The following is a 19,296-nucleotide window of genomic DNA, read 5'->3' as shown; positions in this document are numbered from 1 at the left end:
GCTGTTAGATCGCCATGTCGACGAACCGCGACAGGTGCAGTTGAGCGGCCACGGTCACCGTGTCGGTCGGGCCGTTTCGGTGCTTGGCCACGATGAAGTCGGCCTCACCCGCCCGCGGCGACTCCTTGTCGTAGTAGTCGTCGCGGTGCAGCAGGATCACGACGTCGGCGTCCTGCTCGATCGAACCCGACTCACGCAGGTCGGACAGCTGCGGACGCTTGTCGGTGCGCTGCTCGGGACCACGGTTGAGCTGCGACACCGCGATCACCGGGCACTCGACCTCTTTGGCCAGCAGCTTGAGGCCACGAGACAGCTCGGCGACCTCCTGCTGGCGGCTTTCGGTGCGCTTGGGCGAGCTCATCAGCTGGAGATAGTCGACCACGATCATCTTGAGGTCGTGACGCTGCTTGAGCCGGCGGGCCTTGGCCCGGATCTCCATGAGGTTCATGTTGGGCGTGTCGTCGACGAACAGCGGAGCTTCGCTGATCTCGCCCATGCGGCGGGCCAGCTTGGTCCAGTCGTCGTCGGAGAGCTGGCCTGAGCGGAGCACGTGCAGCGGCACCCGCGCCTCGGCCGAGAGCAGTCGCATGACGATCTCGACCTTGCTCATTTCGAGTGAGAAGATTGCGCTGGCGCAGTTGTGCCTGATTGCCGCATTGCGGGCAAAGTCCATTGAGGCCGTGCTCTTCCCGAGGCCGGGTCGGCCGGCGACGATCACGAGCTGGCCGGCGTGCAGGCCGTTGAGCAGGCGGTCGAGGTCGGTGAAGCCGGTCGGGACGCCGGTCATCACTCCGCCCTGCGCTCCGACGGCCTCGATCTCGTCGAGGGTCGGCTGCAGCATGTCGGCGAGGATCGCGAAGTCTTCGCTGACCCGCTTCTCGGTGACGTCGTAGATCGCCTGCTGGGCCAGGTCGACCACGTCGTCGACGTCGCGACCGGCGCCCGAGGCGGAGCCGTAGCCGAGCTGGACGATGCGGGTGCCGGCCTCGACCAGCCGGCGCAGCACCGCGCGCTCGGCGACGATGCGTGCGTAGTAGCCGGCGTTGGCGGCCGTCGGCACGCTGGCCATCAGCGTCTGGAGGTAGGGCGCGCCACCGATGCGCATCAGGTCGCCCGAGTCGGCCAGCGCGGCAGCCACGGTCACCGCGTCGGCGGGTTCGCCGCGGCCGTAGAGGTCGAGGATCGCGTCGAAGACGGTCGCATGGATCGGTCGGTAGAAGTCGCCGGTCTTGAGGATCTCGATGACGTCGGCGATCGCGTCCTTGGAGAGCAGCATGCCGCCGAGCACGCTCTGCTCGGCCGCGACGTCCTGCGGTGGCGTCTTGTCGAAGCCGCCACCTTCGCGCTGCGGCGGAGGGGAGTCCTGCTGCGGTGGGCCCGCCGGGCGGCCACCGCGCACGTCGTCGCTGATCGACACGGGAGCCCCCTCTCGTACGGATGTACTATAACCGAAACATGATCGGTGTGCCCCTGACACGACCGGGGGATGCCGCGCCGATTATTCGCTGGCCGAACGGCCACCATATGAGCCCACACGACGACAGGGCAAAAACGCTCGTGGACGAACCTTTGGACAACCTGTGGACAGCAGGCCAGAGGGTGTGCAAAGAGCTGTGCACAGCCTGTGTACGACCACTGTGAACCGCTCGACAGCACGCGTCTGACGTGCGGATCCTTGGTCCCCAACGTGTGGAGGAAAGAAATCCGATGCAACCAGGATCGGCAACCACTCTCTCGGTCGACTACCATCTCTACGCGTCCGTTGCTCGAGATCTGCGCGTGTTGCCGTGACGGACGGATTGCGATCCGATACAGGAAGGTCACGCTCCGGCCGTGGACTATCGGGATTGGGCGCGCGGTGACGAACCCTCGGCGACGTCGCCGAGGTCCCGCTCGTCCCGGTCCGATGACCGGCCGCGCCGCACCGGCGGCCGACGGGGCAACCGGCCTACGGCCGCCGAGCCCAACCCGGACGCTGTCTCCCAGTGGGATCCGCTGGGCGCTTCCGGCGGCGAGCTTGCCGCCATCACGCAGCTCGAGGACACCGCGTCGCTGAAGCTGCCCAAGGAGTTCTGGAAAGACGAGCCCGGGTCCGATGACGACGACATGGTCGTCGTCTCGACGAGCGGCGGCCGCGCTTCCCGGCGCGATGACGACGAGCCCGTCTCACGTCGCCGGCGCCGTGATGACGACGACTGGGACGACGAGATCGAGCTGTCCAGCGGCGGGCGGCGGCGGCTCGACGCCAGTGACTCCCGCACCGGCCGCCGGCGTGACGACGAGATCGAGTTGTCCAGCGGTGGGCGGCGGCGTCGCGACGTCGGCGACTCGCGGGCCGGGCGCTTCCGCGATGACGAGATCGAACTGTCCAGCGGCGGGCGGCGTTCGCGGGATATCTCGGATTCGCGTGCGGGGCGCGACTTCGACGACGACATCGAGCTGTCCAGCGGTGGCCGCCGTCGCAGCGACATCAGCGACTCGCGCGCCGGGCGCCGGCGGGACGACGAGATCGAGTTGTCCAGCGGCGGACGCCGACGCCTCGACGCGAGCGACTCCCGCACCGGGCGCGAGATCGAACTGTCGAGCGGCGGACGCCGTTCCCGGGACATCTCGGACTCACGCACCGGGCGCGACTTCGACGACGACGTCGAGCTCTCCAGCGGCGGACGCCGACGCCTCGACGCCAGTGACTCCCGCACCGGGCGCGAGATCGAACTTTCGAGCGGCGGACGCCGCTCGCGGGACATCTCGGACTCACGCACCGGGCAAGACATTGAGCTGACCAGCGGTGGACGCCGCCTGCGGGACGACATCACCGACTCGCACACGAGGCTCGAGCTGCCCAGCGGCGGACGCCGGCGGGCCGACGACGGCGTCTCCGAGCCGGTCAGCCGTGGCCGGCGCCGCCGCGACGAGGCTGGCGTCGACCCGGGTGTCGGCCGGCGGAGCTGGCAGGACGAGGTCACCGATACCGCGCTGCCCAGCGTCGGCTACTCGACGGGCTCGATCGACACCGGAGGCCGGCGCGCGCGGCGCGACGATGCCGCCGCCGACGGCGAGCCGGTCAGCCGCGCCAGGCGCCGGCGCGACGCGGCCGCCGCGCCGAGCTGGCAGACCGAGCAGACCGACACCGGGCTGCCCGGCATCGCCCGGCACGTCGACACCGGCTCGATCCAGGTGCCGCTCCGGGGACGCCGCAACCGGCACGCCGACGACGCCGATCCGGCTGACCAGCCGATTCAGTCCTGGCACAGTGAGCCGACCGGCCGCGGACGGCGGTCCCGCGACGACAGCGACGCGACCGGCACCAACGGCTGGTCGGCCGGCACCAGCTACCTGGACGCGACCGACACCTCGCGCGGAGGCCGACGCGGCCGGATCGACGACGAGCCGCCCGCCCGCGGCCGCCGCTCCCGCCGTGACGACCCCGACGCACTCGAGTCCTCGACCCGGCGTGGTCGCCACGGCGACGCCGACCCGATCTCGCAGACCGGGCACGGCAGCTGGAGCGAAGGGCTCGACGACACCGCGACCCGGCGCAGCCGGCACGCCGAGACTGACCCGGTCGACCCGCCAAGCCGGGGTCGCCGCGCGCGCACCGACGAGGCCGACCCGATCGAACCGGTCAGTCGCGGTCGACGCGCCAGGGCCACCGAACCCGACCCGGCCGAGCCGGTCGGCCGCGCGCGCCGCAGCAGGACCGACGACGCCGACCCGATCGAGCCCGTCACCCGCGCGCGCCGCAGCAGGACCGACGACGCCGACCCGATCGAGCCCGTCACCCGCGCGCGCCGCAACAGGACCGACGACCCCGACCCGATCGAGCCCGTCACCCGCGCGCGCCGCAACAGGACCGACGACCCCGACCCCGTCGAGCCCGTCTCCCGAAGCCGCCGCAGCAGGACCGACGAGACCGGTTCGATCGAGCCCGTCGGCCGCGCCCGCCGGGGCGACACCGACGTCCCGGCCCGGGACTGGCGTGACGACACCGCCGCGAGCAGGCGCGGCCGGCGCGGCGACGACAGTGACGTGTCGGGTCCGGGCCGTGGCGGCCAGGTCGACCCGGCCGCCCGAGGCTGGCGGGACGAAGCGGCCGCCGCCGACGTGCCGACCCAGCGTCGCCGCGCCCGCGACGACGACCCGGGCGATCAGTCCGGTCGCGGTGGTCGCCGCTCGGCGCCCGACGCGCCCGGCCGGGGCTCCTGGGCCGGCGAGCCCGACTCGGACCGGTGGCGGCACCCGGACATGACCGGGGAGTGGTCGCGCCGAGCCATGGCACCGATCGAGCCCGGGCCTGACCGCGGCGACGACCGGCGCGGCCCCGCATCGGACGACCGTCCGGACCGCGACGGCGGGCGGCGCGGCCGGCGGGAAGCGGGCGACGGAAGCGACACCGGCAGCTGGCGCACCGACGAGCGCGGCCGGCGCGGCGACTCCCACGACACCGGGTCGTGGGAGCGGATGACGGACACGGGCCAGTACGACAGCACCACCTCGACGGGTGAGTGGGATCGACTGGTCGGCAGCATCGAAGACGAAGAGGCCGAGGAGAAGTTCGAGGCGTTCTGGTCCGGGCACCGGCTCGCCGGCGACGACCCGCGCTGGGTCGAGACGCCCGCGACGGCGCCGCGCTCGCCCGCGGTCGGGTTGCCGGAGCCCCGGCGGCCTGAGCCGGACGACTACGACGATGCCCCGCGTCGCGGACGGGCCTCCGACGGTGCACGCGCGGACGCGCTGGCCCGCGCCGCCATGCCGCCCGTCGACGCCACCGACCCCGGCTGGGGTGCGCCGGCCGCCCGCCGTGAGTCGGCCGCGCGGTCCGCTCCAGCACCGCAGAGGCAGCAATATCCTCCGCCGCGCCGCACGATGGGCTGGCAGCAGGAGGAGTTCGAGCAGCTCGACCCCGACAACGGCGGGTTCATGGCCGCGGTGCTCTATGCCGCTGCCTGGTACGCCGTACCCGTGCTGGCCTTCGGCATCTGGTTGATGACCCTGCCGGCCGTCGCGGTCGACGACTGCGTCAGCGACATCACCGGCGGCGGTTGTGAGTCGCCGCGCGCGCAGGCGCTGGAAGGGCTGCTGTCCGGGGTGCCGCAGTTCGGCATCGCGCTCGGGATCAGCCTGATCGCCGCCATCCTGCTGCGCTGGCTCGGCCATAGTTGGCGGGCCGGCAGTGTCGGCCTGGCCGCCGCGGTCGTCGGTGGCGGGCTGGCGACGGTGTTCAACAGCGTGTTCACCGGCCAACCGCTGGGCTGACGGGATACACGAAGGGCGCCGCACCGTGACCGGTGCGACGCCCTTGCGCGGTGTCGCCTACTTGCTGCGGTTGACGTTCACGTCGAAGTTGGCCGTCACCTCGGGGTGCAGCTTGACCTTGACGGGGTAGCTGCCGATCGACTTGATCGCGCCAGGCAGCTCCAGCCGGCGCCGGTCGAGCGACGGGCCACCCGCCGCCTTGACCGCGTCGACGATCTCAACCGGGGTGACCGAGCCGAACAGGCGGCCGCCGTCGCCGGCGCGCACCTGCAGGCTCACCTTGAGGCCCTCGAGCTGGGCCTTCACCTCATTGGCGTGGCCGAGGTCGCGGATCTCACGAGCCCCACGGGCCCGCTTGATGTTGGTGACCTCTTTCTCCGCACCCTTGCTCCAGCGGATGCCGAAGCCCTGCGGCAGGAGGTAGTTGCGGCCGTAGCCGTCCTTCACCTCCACCACGTCGCCCGGCGTGCCGAGGCCGGACACCTCCTGAGTCAGGATGACCTTCATGTCGGTGCCTCCTCTCAGCGAGCCGTAGCGGTGTACGGAAGGAGCGCCATCTCGCGCGCGTTCTTCACGGCACGCGCGATCTGACGCTGCTGCTGGGACGTCACACCGGTGACCCGACGGGCACGGATCTTGCCCCGGTCAGAGATGAACTTGCGCAGCAGCGCGGTGTCTTTGTAGTCGATGTAGGTGATCCCCTCCTTGTCGAGCGGGTTCACCTTCTTCTTCGGCTTGCGTAGCGCGGCAGCCTTAGCCATTGCTCGTGCTCCTGGTGATTTCTTAGAACGGGGGCTCGTCGTCGGAGTAGCTGTTCGACCTGCCCGAACCGCTGGAGGCGCCCGCCGGCGCGGCCGTCGCCCAGGGGTCGTCGAAGTTGCCTCCGCCGCCACCCTGGCCGCCGCCACCGCCGGAGCCGAAGCCGCCACCACCACCGCTGGAGCGGTTCATCTTCTGCACCTTTGCCGTGGCGTAGCGCAGAGACGGGCCGATCTCGTCGACCTCGAGCTCGATGACGGTGCGCTTCTCACCCTCGCGGGTCTCGTAGGACCGCTGCTTGAGCCGGCCCGAAACGATGACCCGAGCACCGCGCTGTAGCGACTCGGCGACGTTTTCGGCCGCCTGCCGCCACACGGTGCAAGAGAGGAAGAGTGGCTCGCCGTCCTTCCACTCGTTGGTCGAGCGGTCCATGATCCGCGGGGTCGAAGCCACGCGGAACTTGGCAACCGCCGCGCCAGACGGAGTGAAGCGCAACTCGGGGTCGTCGGTCAGATTGCCGATGACCGTGATGGTGGTGTCTCCTGCCATGACCGTCTCCTCGTGCACTCATCGAGTCTCTGCCGTAAGGCTGCCAGAGCCGTACGACAGAGTTAGTGAGGCTTGGTTCGGGGGGCCTGCGAGAACGCGCTCAGCGCGTCTCGGGCCGGATGACCTTGGTGCGCAGCACCGACTCGTTGAGTCGCAGCTGACGGTCCAGCTCAGCCACCGCCGCGGGCTCCGCCTGCAGATCGATGACGGCGTAGATGCCCTCGGCCTTCTTGTTGATCTCGAACGAGAGGCGCCGGCGGCCCCACACGTCGAGCTTCTCCACCGAGCCGCCCGCGGTCCGAATCACGTTGAGATACGTGTCGAGCGACGGGGCGACGGTGCGCTCCTCGAGACTGGGATCGAGGATCACCATGACTTCGTAATGACGCAAGACGTGCTCACCTCCTATGGGCTTGGCGGCCGCGGTCCTTCCGCGGCAGGAGGTCGTGCGTCGTTGCCCGAGCACCCTGCTGGTGCGGACAACCCCACCACAATACCGGAACCCCTGGGTACGGGTCCTTCCGGGCGTGCTAAGGGCCCCTTCGCAGTGAAGGGGCCCTTGGTGCAGAGCCGCGGAGCGCCTTTGATCCTCATTCTTTGGGTGGGACCTGGGGAGGAACGACCACACCGACGAGGTTGGACGCGGGCGCCCCGCGGAGCCTTGTAGTGATATTTAGTTTACGCGGCGCGAGTCCGGCTTGCACGTTGAGCGACAATAGCCCGAATTGCCCCAGCAGACACACCGACCAGGCAGACCGTCGCGATCAGCGCGAGCAGGCCCGTCGGACCGCTGTCGCTGACCGGGTCGACCGAGGCCAGCGGCTCAGCCGCCGCGCCGGCGACGGTGGTCGCGCCGTCGAGGCCCGTACCCCCGTTGGGGTTGGCGAAGCTGTCCACCGCGAGCGCCGCGGCGTCGGGGTTGGCCGGGTCGTCGGGGTTGGCGGGATCCGCCGGGTCGGCGTCGGGGTTGTTCGGGTCGACCGCGCCGGGGGAGGCGGCTGCCGCCGGGTCGGCGTTGCCACCGTTCGCGTTCGGGCGCTGGTTCTGGTCGCCCTGGCCGTCGCCGCCCGCGTTCTGGTCGTCGCCGCCGGACGTGTTGCCGTTGCCGTTGCCACCGCCGAACGGGAGCGTCGGCGGGTTCGCCGGGGTGTCGTTGCCGGTCGCCGCGGGCGGCGGAGGCGCCATCACCTCGACGCGCACCGACTTCTCGTCGGCGAGCATGCAGTCGGGCTTGAGGGCGAGCTCGACCGGACCACGGTGGAACAGCACGTCAGCCGTGGCGCCCGACGCCACCTCACCGCGGGTCGCGCCGTCGAGCATCAGCTTGGCCTTGCGACCGGTGTTGTTGACGACCCGCAGCGTGCTCTCGGCCGGCACGGTCACCGACGCGGCGCTCGGCTTGGCGCCGCAGGCCACCCCGAGCAGCCCGTCGCCGCTGAAGGTGACCTGGCTGTTGGTCTCCTGCGCCGGATCCGCGAAGGCGGCGCCGCCGACGGCCAGCGGTGCCGCGACGAAAAAGGCCGCGACAACGGACGCGACGGTACGGCGTCGGATGGCGTGCAACGTTCACAACTCCCGTGGTCGGCCTGTGCCGCGGGACGCTTGGCCCCTGGGCTGGTCTATCGGGGTAACGAAGCGGCACGGGCGCCGGTGACGCAGGCCACTGGGCGATTTGCGAGGAATTCCGGAAGCAGGCACCGTTGCGCGGTTGTCGTACCCGCGACGTAGGCTCGCCTCCATGCGCATCGGAGCCCACGTCGATCCGACCGACCCGTTGGCAGCAGCGGCAGCCCGCGATGCCGACGCGGTGCAGTTCTTCCTGACCGACCCGCAGGGTTACAAGTCGCCGAAACCGCGGGCCGACGCCGAGGCGCTCAAGGCGTCCGAGGTCGACGTCTACATTCACGCGCCCTACCTGATCAACGTCGCGACGCTCAACAACAAGATTCGGATTCCGAGCCGCAAGCTGCTGCTCGCGCACGCTGCCGGCGCCGCCGACGTCGGTGCCAAGGCGCTGATCGTCCACGGCGGACACGTGGGCGCGGTCGACGAGTTGGCGACGGGTTTCGACAACTGGCGCAAGACGTTCGCGTACGCGCAGGAACAAGGTGGTTTCCTCACCCCCGTGCTGATCGAGAACACCGCGGGCGGTGACCACGCGTGCGCCCGCAAGCTCGACATGCTGGCCCGGCTCTGGGACGCGGTCGGCGACTACGAGGTCGGCTTCTGCCTGGACACCTGCCACGCCCACGCGGGCGGCGAAGACCTGCTCGGCCTGGTCGACCGGGTCAAGGCGATCACCGGCCGCATCGACCTGATCCACTGCAACGACTCCAAGGACCCGTTCGACTCGGGCCGGGATCGACACGACAACCTAGGTTCCGGAATGATCGACCCGGAGCTGCTCGTCGCCGTTGTCCGCGCGTCCGGTGCACCGGTCATCGTGGAAACTCCGGGCGACGCCGAAGGCCAAGCGGCCGACATCGCGTTTCTACGCGGCAAGGTGTGACGTTAGGCGCCACTAGGGGGTGCTTCGTGGGTCAGGGCGCGACCGCTGCGTGGTGGTGCGGTGATCGGCGAAGCCCGACCTCCGGTCGGTCGAGAGAAAGAGCGGCATGAACTCGGAACAACCGCCGATGACCGCGCGACACGCGGCACCCGGACCCGAGCCCACCCGCAGGCCCTCCATCGCCAGTGAGGAGGAGCCCGACGAGCCTTACGTGGCCGAGACCGCGCCGCCGCACGACGGCGCGAGCAACGGCCACGACCCACGTGGCGGCGCGACGGCGCCCGACGCGGACCCGCCCGCCGGCGAGCCGGGCGCCGCGACGGATGTCGCTGCCGACCTGGCCGGTGACGACGCGCAGCTGTCCGGCACGAGCGCAGCCGACGGCGGTGGCGATCCGGCCGGCCCCGTCGCGCCTGCGGACCGGACCGGTGCGTCAGCCGCCGGCGGTGGCGACGACGTGGGTGGCGCGGGTGAGACGCTGCCCGGCGAAGCCGTCTCGAAGGGCCGGCGACCACGCAAGCGCGGTGTCGCGGCTTCTGGTGCGCCGGCCGCCGTTGCGATGGGTGCGGCCGTCAGCGAATCGGCGTCAGCCGGAGATGCCAGCAGGACCGACGGTGCCGACGCGGCCCCGAAGCCGAGGAAGCGCGGAGGCGCTGCTGCTGTCGACACGGTGAGCGAATCGGCATCGACCGAAGAAGTGAACACGACCTCTGGCGTCGGCACGGCCCCGAAGCCGGCGAGGAAGCGCGGTGCTGCTGCGGCTGTCGACGCCGACGGGGCCGTCGATGGTCAGCCTGCGGACGGGACCACGGCTGCCGCGCCGAAGGCCAGGAGTCGTGCTCGTCGTGGCGGTTCCGCGTCCGAGGTCAACGCGGAGAGCGCGGCGGGTTCGATAGCCGACGCGGCCGACGACCGCGCCGTGACGACCCCAGATGCGACTCCTCCGAAGGGCAGGGGTCCTGCGGCTGAGCCGGGTGTGGCCCCACAGCAGCGGGTCGGTGCGAAGCCGCAGGTCCAGGAGGAAGCCACGGACGCCGAGGCGTCGGCTACCGCGCAGGCCGCTCCGACCGCGACAGGCGGCGCGACCTCGGCTGAGGTGGTCTCGGAGCGGAGCGACGCGGCCGCCGCGGACGAGACCGCACCTGAGGCGCCGAAGGCGAAGTCCCGGCGCTGGTGGCAGTTCCGGCGGTCGGCGCGCGACATCCCGGCCACGACCGGCGACGCACCTACCACAAAGGACTCGGGCGCTACCGACGCGAAGTCCGAGACCCCGGCGGACAGCGACGCCAGCAGCCGAGACCTGGATACTGGCGCATCCGGCCGGCACGCTGCGGCGTCCGACGGTGGCACGGAGAAGGCCGACGGTGAACGCACCGGCCGGCACTCTGCCGACGACGACAGCGAGGATGCCACCGCGAAGAGCACGGCGGTCGCGGAGAAAAGCGCGGGCAAGACCGACGCGGACACCGCCTCCGACGGCAAGTCGGCTGGTGGTGGCACGGCCACCGCGGTCGCGGAGAAAGACGCGGACAAGGAGCCCGATCGGTGGGCCGAGTTCGCCGGGCGGACTGAGCCGCCGCCGGGTGTCGCTCTCCGCGTCGCGCGGCGGGTCGGGCGGTTCCTGCGCCACGAGTTCACCCTGGCCGCGCTGATCTCCATGGCGGCCGCGGTGGTGATGACGTGGCCGACGCTGCGGTACCCGCGACACACGATCCCCCAGGACATCTGGGACCCGACCCTTCAGGCCTGGCAGATGTCCTGGTCCGGGCACAGTCTCCTGACCGACCCGGGCCGGATCTGGCACTCGAACGCCTTCTATCCGGAGCTCTGGACGTTCGCGTTCTCCGACTCGCTGCTCGGCTACGCGCCGCTCGGCATGATCGGTGAGGGTCCGGTCGCGGCGATCGTCCGCTACAACATCGTCTTCGTGTTGGCACACGCGCTCGCCGCGTTCGGTGCCTACGTGCTGGTGCGCCAGCTCGGCGCCGGACGCACCGGCAGCGCGGTCGCGGCGGCCGGCTACACCTACGCGCCGTGGCTGCTGGCCCAGGCCGGCCACCTGCACATCATCTCCAACGGCGGCATCCCGCTGGCTCTGGCGATGCTCGCTCGCGGGCACGGGTTCTCGTTCCGCCACGGCTACCGGCCCGAGCGCCGGCACGCCGGGTGGGCGCTGGCCGGGTGGTTGGTCGCCGCGTGGCAGCTGAGTCTGGGCTTCGGGATCGGGCTGGTCTTCGCGTACGTGCTGGCCCTGCTCGCGCTCGGCGCACTGCTCACCTGGCTCTTCAAGCGCTTCCGGGTGTGGAGGGAACGCCGTCCGTTCGGGCGCAAGCTGTTCTTCGCCGACCTCGGTGGCGGCGCGATCTTCGTGGCCGTCGGTGGGCTCCTGGCGATTCCGTACTTCGAGGTGGCCGACGACCACCCGTACGCGCGGCGTGGTGTCGAGGAGATCCAGCTCTACTCGCCGCCGTTGCGGGGCTTCTTCACCGCGCCACCCGAGTCGTGGCTCTGGGGTGGTCTGCACGAGCCGCTGCGTGACTCGCTCGGCTGGCCGCCGGAGATGACGCTGCTGCCCGGCTTCGCGCTGATCGGTCTGGCCCTGGCCGGCCTGTTCTTCACCATCTGGACGGTCCGGCAGCGCCTGCTGCTCGCGCTCGGTGTCGTGGTTGCCGCCGTCCTCGCGATGGGCAGCGAGTTCCAGGACGGCCGTTTCACCTACCTGCCGCTGCTCGAACACGTGCCAGGCTGGGACGGCATCCGGACCCCGGGCCGGCTGATGCTGTGGGTGACGTTGCTGCTCGGCATCCTGGCCGCCGGCACCGTGTGCGCGTTGGCCGACCGAGTCAAGGAGATCTCGGCCAACCGGATCCCGCCGTGGCCGAGCCCGTGGCTGCGCCTGGTCACGCTGATCCCGCTGGCACTCGTGCTGGTCGAGGGCATCAACACCACGCCGCACCCGATCGTCCCGGCCCAGCCGGCCGCGATGCGTACCGTAGAGGGTCCGCTTCTGGTCCTGCCCAGCGACCAGCTCCACGACGAGAACTTCATGCTCTGGTCGACGACGAGGTTCCAGGACATCGTCAACGGCGGCAGCGGTTTCGTGCCCAAGAAGCTCGAAGAGGTACGTCAGGTCACCGCGACCTTCCCCGACCAGAACAGCATCAACTACCTGCGCCAGATGGGTGTACGCAACGTCGTCGTGGCGCGCGACATGATCCAGTCGGGTTCACCGCTGCAGACGGCGATCGAGCTGCCGGTCGACTCGCTCGGCATCACCCGCGAGGACATCGGCTCCGTGGTGGTCTACCACCTCTAGCGGCAAGCCGCGGGCCGGGCGTGATGAGCACCTCGGCCCGCGGATCAGGCTCGCGCCGGCACCGGCTCCGCGGCGGGTTCCGGCAAGCGGTCACCGGGGTCCGGTGCGCCGTCGAAGTCGCCGCCGTCCGGGTCGTCCGCGTAGGTCGCCCGGACCGGGTCGAGCTCCGGACGCAGGATGTCGCGGACCACGAAGTAGCAGAGCACGATCACGGTGGCCAGGCGCAGCGTCGCGGCCAGCACGAACACGCCCTCCGGGAAGACCTGCTTGCCGGAGGCACCGAGCAGCTCGCCGTAGAACGCCACGAAGTAGAGGACCTCCGCCACCTGCCAGGCCAGGAACGCGCCCCAGCGGGGACGGGCCAGGATCGCCAGCGGCAGCAGCCACAGGACGTACTGCTGCGACCAGACCTTGCTGAAGATCAGGAACGCGGCCACGACCAGGAAGGCCAGGGCGGCCAGGCGGGGGCGGCGGGGTGCGTACACGGCCAGAGCGGCGATGCCCAGGCAGGCGATGCCGAAGAGGGCGTACGACAGGAAGTTCAGGGTCGGGATGTTGTCGCTCAGCCACTGGAACGGGCCGGCGGAGTTCGGGGACCACTTCGTGTCCAGGTAGCGCCCGATGTACCAGAAGGTGCCCCAGTCGATCGGCCGGGTGCTGTTGAGCTCGAAGAAGCGCTTCCATCCGTCGGGGAACGCGAGCGCGATCGGGATGTTGACCGCCAGCACGGTGGCGGCGCCGACCCAGACCGTGGTCATCGCCGCCCGCCAGCGCTTGGTGCGGAACGCCAGGACCAGGATCGGGCCGAGGACGAACAGTGGCCAGAGCTTCGCAGCGCAGCCGAGACCCAGCAGGACACCGGCCGCGACCGGTCTGTGCCTGGCCCAGGCGAGCATTCCGAAGACCGCCAGCCCGATCGCCAGCAGGTCCCAGTTGACGGTCGCGGTGACCAGCAGCGCTGGAGACAGGGCGAACATCGCCGCGTCCCAGGGTCGTCTCTTGCGCAGGGCGAGCAGGGCGCCGACCGCGCCGACGCCGATCGCGCCGAGGACCAGGGCGTTGAGGTTGTAGAACCACTGGCCCTGGTTGATCTCCGGGCGGTCCTTGCCGAGCTCGTGGACCGGCAGCCCGAGCGCGCCCATGAACGCTCCGGTCAGCACCGGGTATTCGACCGGGTGGTCGGCGTAGGGGACCTTGCCCTCGTTGAGCCCTTCGGCGTAGTAGAGGGCCAGCACGTCGGTGTAGCAGAACCGGGTGTACTGCTGGTGGTTCTGCCAGGCACCGTCCTGGCACGGTGACTTCTGCACCCAGTGCAGCGCCAACGTCAGGCACATCAACGCCAGCACGATGCGGGAGACGGTCCAGAAACCGCCGCCCGAGCGTGCCCCGCCGGCACGCTCGACCGCGTGCTCGCCCATCGGCCCGCCGATCGACTCGGAGAGCCCGCGGACGAAGCCGTCGGAGCGCGACGGCAGGTCGACCGGCCCGGCGTCGTCATGCATCAGGTTTGCACCCACGAAGACGCATCTTTCCGCATCCCACCCGGTGTGCCCCATCCGGAGCGCCGATTTTGTCGGATCGGGTGCCGGTCGGCACGCCGAGCGGCCCAGCCGTGAGGCCGGGCCGCTCGACGGAGAGATCCATCAGCCGCCCGGCGGCGGGACCACCGTGAACGGGTTCTCGTCAGCCGGCTGGTCGTTGTTGCGACCCGGACCACCGTTGCCGGGACCACCGTTGCCGCCGTTGCCGTCGCCGCCCGCGTTGCCGCCGGGGAACTCGTTGCAGCCGGGCTGCCCCGGGAAGCAGACGGGCTGCTCCTGTTGCTTCTGGCCGTTGCCGGCGTCCGGGTCACCGATGTGGGTGCCCGGCTTGAAGCGTTCGATGTCCATGCCCTTGGAGGCGTCGTTCATGAACCGCTTCCAGATGTCCTTCGGCAGGCTCGCACCCTGGATCTTGTTGCCGTACTTGTCCTTGATCGCCTTCTCGCCACCGACGTTGCCGACCCAGACCGCAGTCGCGATCTGCGGCGTCGCGCCGAGCATCCAGGCGTGCGCGTTGTCGGAGCTCTTCTCGTTGAGCTCCCAGGTGCCGGTCTTGCCGGTCGCCGGTCGACCACCGTTGAGCCCGCCGGAGATCTCCTGCAGCACGTCGTTGACGTCGTCGGCGACCTCGGTCCGGATCAGCTGCTTGGGCTTGCGCTGCTCACCGCCGACGGTCTCCCACGCACCGACCTCGTTCTTCTTCTGGACCGAGATGACGAAGTGCGCCTTGTTGTAAACGCCGCGGTTCGTCAGCGTCGCCAGCCCGTTGGCGTGGTCGAGCACGGTGATGGGGTACGCGCCGTAGCCGACCACGTAGTAGAAGGGCGAGCTCTTGCCGATCTTCGTCTTCTTGCTGTTGAGGTCGTAGGGCTTGACCGGGTCGTTGGTCCACATCGTGGTCACGCCGGCGCGGCGGGCCATGTCGATGACCTTGTCAGCGCCGACCTTCTCCGCGATGTGGTAGAAGGGCACGTTGTACGACTGGATGGTCGACTCCCGCAGCGTGCAGCTCTTCGCGCAGCTGGGCTTCCGGCCCGCGTTGATGACCTTGATCTCGGTGCCGGGCACCTCGTAGTCGGTCGCGTCCCAGCGGGAATCGAGCGAGATGCCCTCGTCGAGCGCCGCCGCCAAGGTATAGATCTTGAAGGACGAGCCTGGTGCGTGGCCGCCGGTCAGCTGGCCGTTCTCGATGTTCTTGCCGGCGTAGTCGTGGCCCGTGCCGTTGTCACCGCCGTAGTAGGCGAGCACCCGACCCGACCCCGGGTCGACCGCGACACCGGCCGCCATCAGGTTCTTCGGCTGCCCGGCGAGCTCCGAGCCCTTCTTGCTGCGCTGGATCGCCGCTTCCATCTCGCGCTGCATGCCGATGTTGATGGTCGTCTGGACCTTGAAGCCGCCATCCTTGATCAGCCGCGCGCAGTTCTCCAGGTCGCAGCCGGGGATGTCCATCCCGATCATCTCGTCGCGGACGTAGTTGATGACGTTGCCCAGCGGAGTGTTCACGCCACAGTCCGTGAAACAGGCCTTGTCCGAGGGGAGCGGCTTGACCTTCGGGTATTCGGTCGGCTTCTCGGCGGCGTTGAGCCAGCCCTTCTCGACCATGCCCCCGAGCACGTAGCCCCAACGCGTCTTCGCCTCGTCGGCGTTGTAGCCCGGGTCGAAGCCCTTGTGGGTCGCCGACGGCACCGGCTGCTTGATCACGCCGGCGAGCACCGCGCCCTCGGCGACGCTGAGCTTGCTGACCGACTTGCCGAAGTAGGTCTGCGCGGCCGCCTCGATGCCGTACGCACCTCGACCGAAGTAGATCGTGTTGAGGTACATCTCCATGATCTGGTTCTTGTCGTACTCGTCGTTGAGCTTCGACGCCATGACCGCCTCGCGCACCTTGCGGCCGTAGGTCGCGTCGTCGAGGCCCTTGATCGCGTTCCGTGCGTACTGCTGCGTGATCGTCGAGGCGCCCTGCCGCTCACCGCCGGTGAAGTTGTTCCACGCGGCGCGGGCGATGCCGACGTAGTCGACACCGTCGTGCTCGTAGAACTTGCGGTCCTCGGCGGCGGCAACGGCGTGCTGCACGTACTCCGGGATCTGCTTGATCGAGACGAAGGTGCGGTTGTATTCGCCGAGCTTCGCGATCTGGGTCTTGCCGTCGGAGGCGTAGATCGTGCTCGCCAGCGGCAGGTCGATCTTGTCGGGCACCACGACGTTGGTGGTGTAGTAGGTGCCACCCACCAGACCGGCACCGGCCAGGATGACCAGCACGGCGAACCCGGCGATGCCCCAGTTGATCATTTTCTTGCGGCGGGAGCGCTTCGGCTTGGCGCCGCCGGAGCGGCTGCGGCTGCCCGGCCCGCCTGGGCCGCCCGGCCCGGTCGGCCCACCTGGGCCGCTCTCGCCGGGACCGCCGACCACCGCGCGGCCGACCCGTGCCCGGCCGGCGGTGCCGACGGAGGCGCTGCCCACCGACGCGCTCCCGACCGACGCACTGCCGACGGACGCACTGCCGACCGAGGCGCGACCGGAAGTACCGGAAGCGGGGCTCGAGGGTACGGAGGCGGAGGCGCGACCGACGGTCGCGCGACCGGCCGACGACGGCACGGAGGCCGACCCGCCGGCAGGGGAGGACGGCACTGACGCCGAGGCCCGGGGCACCGACGCCCGACCGCCCGAGGCGGAGCCGCGCGCGGCGGACGGCTGGTCGCCGTATCCGCCGTTGGCGGGCCACCCGCCCAGACCGTCGCCACTCTGCCAGTGGCGATCGTCGCCGGACCCTGGTCCGCTGTTACCACTGGGGCCCGTGGGGCGGGCGTGGCCGCGCGCGGAACTGGATTCGTCGTACGAGTTCATTCGTCACACCCTGCCGGTCGCGGTGACGCGCGTCTGCGCTGCCACCGGGTTGCCGTGAGTTGGACCACGTCGTGCGGTCGTCCGGTTGAGTCGGCCCGCCACAGACATATCTGAAAAAACCGGACTTATCCGGTTAACGATTCGCCCATCAGCCGAAGACGGCGCATGCGATGGGCGAATCGTGATCACCGTTGAGCCTCTCTCCTTCGCCCGGTTGCCTCAGGATCAGCCACGACCAGTCCGTCGCGACCGAGAAGGAACTGCTCGACCAGGTGGTTCCAGGAGCAGCCCTGGCAGACCTCCACCACGTAGACCTGGAACTCACGGAGAGTCATCGCGAGCACCGGCAACTCGGCCAGGGTGCGCGCTTGTCCCGCGGACTGCTTGAGTTCATCGCCGTAAATGTAGTGGACGTGCGTCAGGTTTTCCCGCCGGCAAATGGGACAGCGCTGCTCGGTGGGCTCGCCGTGGAAGCGAGCGGCGCTTTTCAGGTAAGGCGAGGCGTCGCAGACCTCGTAGGTCCCGACACGGCCCGAATAGACGTCACGCAGGACCGCTCGCTTCTGGAGCGAGTAGTCGACGACCTGGCGCTGCGTGCGCATGCGGAAGAGGGTACGCGGTCGAGGCCAGGAGAGCGACAACGCTTACGGAGCGTGATTCCCCGGGTGCGATCAGAGGTTTGCGGAAGGCCTCGGTGTGTCTTACCGTGGGCCGTAGCGATGTATCGGCGCGATACATCGAGAGGCACGAGGGAGGTGGGTGTTGCTCGAGTTCGCGATTCTCGGCCTCCTCCACGAGTCGCAGATGCACGGGTACGAGCTCCGCAAGGAGCTCGCCGCCAAGCTCGGATCGATCCGCGCCGCGATCAGCTACGGCTCGCTCTACCCGACGCTGCGCCGGCTCCAGTCGGCCGGCTACATCACCGAGGCCGGCGAGACACCGCCGACCACCCCCGAGGTCCCGGCCCTCACCAGCAAGCGCGGCCGGGTGGTCTACAAGATCACCGCAGAGGGCAAGGAGCGGTTCGCCGACCTCATCGCCCAGGCCGGGCCGGAGACCTACGACGATGCCGGGTTCGGCATCCACTTCGCCTTCTTCGCGCGCACCGACCAGGCGACCCGCCTTCGCATTCTCGAAGGTCGCCGCCGCAAGGTCGAAGAGCGCCGCGAGAGCATGCGCGACGTGCTCGCCCGCGCGGGCGAGCGCCTCGACGCGTACACCCTCGAGCTGCAGCGTCATGGTTTGGACGCCTGCGAGCGCGAGGTGCGCTGGCTGGAGGAGCTCATCGTCAACGAGCGCTCCGGCCGCGCTCCCGAGGCCCGCTCCGCGGGCTCCGGGACAGCAGAAACCAGCCCGCACGTCCAGGACGAGCGGCCGTAATAAGAAGGAGGCAAACGCGATGGGCTCCGTCCGCGTCGCCATCGTCGGTGTGGGTAACTGCGCCTCGTCCCTGGTCCAGGGTGTGGAGTACTACCGCAACGCCGACCCGAACGACCGCGTCCCGGGTCTCATGCACGTCACCTTCGGCGACTACCACGTATCCGACGTGGAGTTCGTCGCGGCGTTCGACGTGGACGCCAAGAAGGTCGGCATGGACCTCGCGGAGGCGATCGTCGCCAGCGAGAACAACACGATCAAGCTCTGTGACGTGCCGCCGACCGGCGTTCTCGTCCAGCGTGGCCCGACGTTCGACGGTCTCGGGCAGTACTACCGCGAGATCATCGAAGAGTCGGATCAGGCGCCGGTCGACGTGGCCCAGGCGCTGCGCGACGCCCGCGTCGACGTGGTGATCGCATACCTGCCGGTCGGCTCCGAGCAGGCCGACAAGTACTACGCGCAGGCCGCGATCGACGCCGGTTGCGCGTTCGTCAACGCCCTGCCGGTGTTCATCGCGTCCGACCCGGTGTGGGCGCAGAAGTTCACCGACGCCGGCCTGCCGATCGTCGGCGACGACATCAAGAGCCAGGTCGGTGCGACCATCGTCCACCGCGCGCTGGCCAAGCTGTTCGAGGACCGCGGTGTCGAGCTGCTGCGCACGTACCAGCTCAACTTCGGCGGCAACATGGACTTCATGAACATGCTGGAGCGCACCCGCCTGGTCTCGAAGAAGATCTCGAAGACCCAGTCGGTCACGTCCCAGGTGCCGCACGAGATGTCCAAGAGCGACGTGCACATCGGCCCGTCCGACCACGTGCCGTGGCTCGACGACCGCAAGTGGGCCTACATCCGGCTCGAGGGCCGCTCGTTCGGCGACACTCCGCTGAACGCCGAGCTCAAGCTCGAGGTCTGGGACTCGCCGAACTCGGCCGGCGTCATCATCGACGCGCTCCGCGCGGCGAAGATCGCCCTCGACCGGGGCATCGGTGGTCCGATCCTGTCGGCGTCGAGCTACTTCATGAAGTCGCCGCCGGTGCAGTACGCCGACCACGACGCGCACAACGCCGTCGAGTCGTTCATCCGCGGCGACGTCGAGCGCTGACCCGCAACACGCGAAAGGGCGGGAACCCCCGAGGGTTCCCGCC

General features: G+C 70.0%; 14 protein-coding genes. 5 read left to right on the top strand and 9 right to left on the bottom strand.

Annotation, left to right across the window (positions count from 1 at the left end; all coding sequences use genetic code 11):
* Positions 1 to 4: 4 nt before the first annotated feature.
* The gene (gene dnaB, locus AB0J88_RS27995; protein WP_364350602.1) at positions 5 to 1,417 is read right to left on the bottom strand and encodes a replicative DNA helicase; all 1,413 of its coding nucleotides are present in this window, start codon (positions 1,415 to 1,417) and stop codon (positions 5 to 7) included.
* A 416-nt stretch (positions 1,418 to 1,833) separates the two neighbouring features.
* On the opposite strand from dnaB, the gene AB0J88_RS27990 reads away from it, so the two are divergent.
* A complete protein-coding gene (locus AB0J88_RS27990; RefSeq protein WP_364350605.1) occupies positions 1,834 to 5,256 on the top strand; it encodes a hypothetical protein in 3,423 nt (1,140 codons plus the stop codon).
* Positions 5,257 to 5,313: 57 nt separating this feature from the next.
* Here AB0J88_RS27990 and rplI read toward each other — a convergent pair whose 3' ends face one another.
* The 5 genes from rplI to AB0J88_RS27965 all read right to left on the bottom strand — a co-directional run bounded on the left by rplI (position 5,314) and on the right by AB0J88_RS27965 (position 8,127).
* Positions 5,314 to 5,763 (bottom strand): 50S ribosomal protein L9, encoded by a 450-nt coding sequence (gene rplI / locus AB0J88_RS27985; RefSeq protein WP_364350608.1) that lies wholly within the window; start codon positions 5,761 to 5,763, stop codon positions 5,314 to 5,316.
* A 14-nt stretch (positions 5,764 to 5,777) separates the two neighbouring features.
* Positions 5,778 to 6,017: a 30S ribosomal protein S18 gene (rpsR, locus tag AB0J88_RS27980; protein ID WP_089250287.1), complete on the bottom strand. Its 240-nt coding sequence runs from the start codon at positions 6,015 to 6,017 to the stop codon at positions 5,778 to 5,780.
* 22 nt (positions 6,018 to 6,039) lie between these two features.
* Positions 6,040 to 6,582 carry a single-stranded DNA-binding protein gene (locus AB0J88_RS27975; protein ID WP_364350612.1) on the bottom strand — a complete coding sequence of 181 codons (543 nt, stop codon included), beginning with the start codon at positions 6,580 to 6,582 and terminating at the stop codon, positions 6,040 to 6,042.
* 82 nt (positions 6,583 to 6,664) lie between these two features.
* Positions 6,665 to 6,955: a 30S ribosomal protein S6 gene (rpsF, locus tag AB0J88_RS27970; protein ID WP_089250289.1), complete on the bottom strand. Its 291-nt coding sequence runs from the start codon at positions 6,953 to 6,955 to the stop codon at positions 6,665 to 6,667.
* A gap of 287 nt (positions 6,956 to 7,242) precedes the next feature.
* Entirely contained in the window at positions 7,243 to 8,127 is an 885-nt protein-coding gene (locus AB0J88_RS27965; protein WP_364350615.1) for a hypothetical protein, read from the bottom strand.
* Between the two features lie 175 nt (positions 8,128 to 8,302).
* Between AB0J88_RS27965 and AB0J88_RS27960 the strand changes: the two genes are divergently transcribed.
* Complete coding sequence (locus AB0J88_RS27960; RefSeq protein WP_364350618.1) at positions 8,303 to 9,073, top strand: deoxyribonuclease IV; 771 nt, start codon at positions 8,303 to 8,305, stop codon at positions 9,071 to 9,073.
* Between the two features lie 1,201 nt (positions 9,074 to 10,274).
* The gene (locus AB0J88_RS27955; RefSeq protein WP_364351030.1) at positions 10,275 to 12,389 is read left to right on the top strand and encodes a hypothetical protein; all 2,115 of its coding nucleotides are present in this window, start codon (positions 10,275 to 10,277) and stop codon (positions 12,387 to 12,389) included.
* 44 nt (positions 12,390 to 12,433) lie between these two features.
* Here AB0J88_RS27955 and AB0J88_RS27950 read toward each other — a convergent pair whose 3' ends face one another.
* The 3 genes from AB0J88_RS27950 to AB0J88_RS27940 all read right to left on the bottom strand — a co-directional run bounded on the left by AB0J88_RS27950 (position 12,434) and on the right by AB0J88_RS27940 (position 17,376).
* On the bottom strand, positions 12,434 to 13,891 hold the full coding sequence (locus AB0J88_RS27950) for a glycosyltransferase 87 family protein (protein ID WP_364351033.1): 1,458 nt from the start codon (positions 13,889 to 13,891) through the stop codon (positions 12,434 to 12,436).
* Positions 13,892 to 14,032: 141 nt separating this feature from the next.
* Positions 14,033 to 16,390, bottom strand: a complete 2,358-nt coding sequence (locus tag AB0J88_RS27945) for a transglycosylase domain-containing protein (protein ID WP_364350621.1) — start codon at positions 16,388 to 16,390, stop codon at positions 14,033 to 14,035.
* 569 nt (positions 16,391 to 16,959) lie between these two features.
* Positions 16,960 to 17,376: a DUF5318 domain-containing protein gene (locus tag AB0J88_RS27940; protein ID WP_089250303.1), complete on the bottom strand. Its 417-nt coding sequence runs from the start codon at positions 17,374 to 17,376 to the stop codon at positions 16,960 to 16,962.
* 160 nt (positions 17,377 to 17,536) lie between these two features.
* Between AB0J88_RS27940 and AB0J88_RS27935 the strand changes: the two genes are divergently transcribed.
* A complete protein-coding gene (locus AB0J88_RS27935) occupies positions 17,537 to 18,154 on the top strand; it encodes a PadR family transcriptional regulator (protein WP_364351036.1) in 618 nt (205 codons plus the stop codon).
* 19 nt (positions 18,155 to 18,173) lie between these two features.
* Complete coding sequence (locus tag AB0J88_RS27930; protein WP_364350624.1) at positions 18,174 to 19,253, top strand: inositol-3-phosphate synthase; 1,080 nt, start codon at positions 18,174 to 18,176, stop codon at positions 19,251 to 19,253.
* Positions 19,254 to 19,296 lie beyond the last annotated feature (43 nt).

The organism is Asanoa sp. NPDC049475 (assembly GCF_040676915.1).
Taxonomy (GTDB): Bacteria; Actinomycetota; Actinomycetes; order Mycobacteriales; family Micromonosporaceae; genus Asanoa.
Note: the sequence above shows the minus strand (reverse complement) of the source record. Positions and strands in the feature narration are given on the sequence as shown.

Bases quoted from the DNA above. Each gene is read 5' to 3' on its own strand.
- AB0J88_RS27940 (WP_089250303.1), bottom strand. From the start codon at position 17,376: ATGCGCACGCAGCGCCAGGTCGTCGACTACTCGCTCCAGAAGCGAGCG.
- AB0J88_RS27930 (WP_364350624.1), top strand. From the start codon at position 18,174: ATGGGCTCCGTCCGCGTCGCCATCGTCGGTGTGGGTAACTGCGCCTCG.
- rplI (WP_364350608.1), bottom strand. From the start codon at position 5,763: ATGAAGGTCATCCTGACTCAGGAGGTGTCCGGCCTCGGCACGCCGGGC.
- AB0J88_RS27960 (WP_364350618.1), top strand. From the start codon at position 8,303: ATGCGCATCGGAGCCCACGTCGATCCGACCGACCCGTTGGCAGCAGCG.
- AB0J88_RS27950 (WP_364351033.1), bottom strand. From the start codon at position 13,891: ATGCATGACGACGCCGGGCCGGTCGACCTGCCGTCGCGCTCCGACGGC.
- rpsR (WP_089250287.1), bottom strand. From the start codon at position 6,017: ATGGCTAAGGCTGCCGCGCTACGCAAGCCGAAGAAGAAGGTGAACCCG.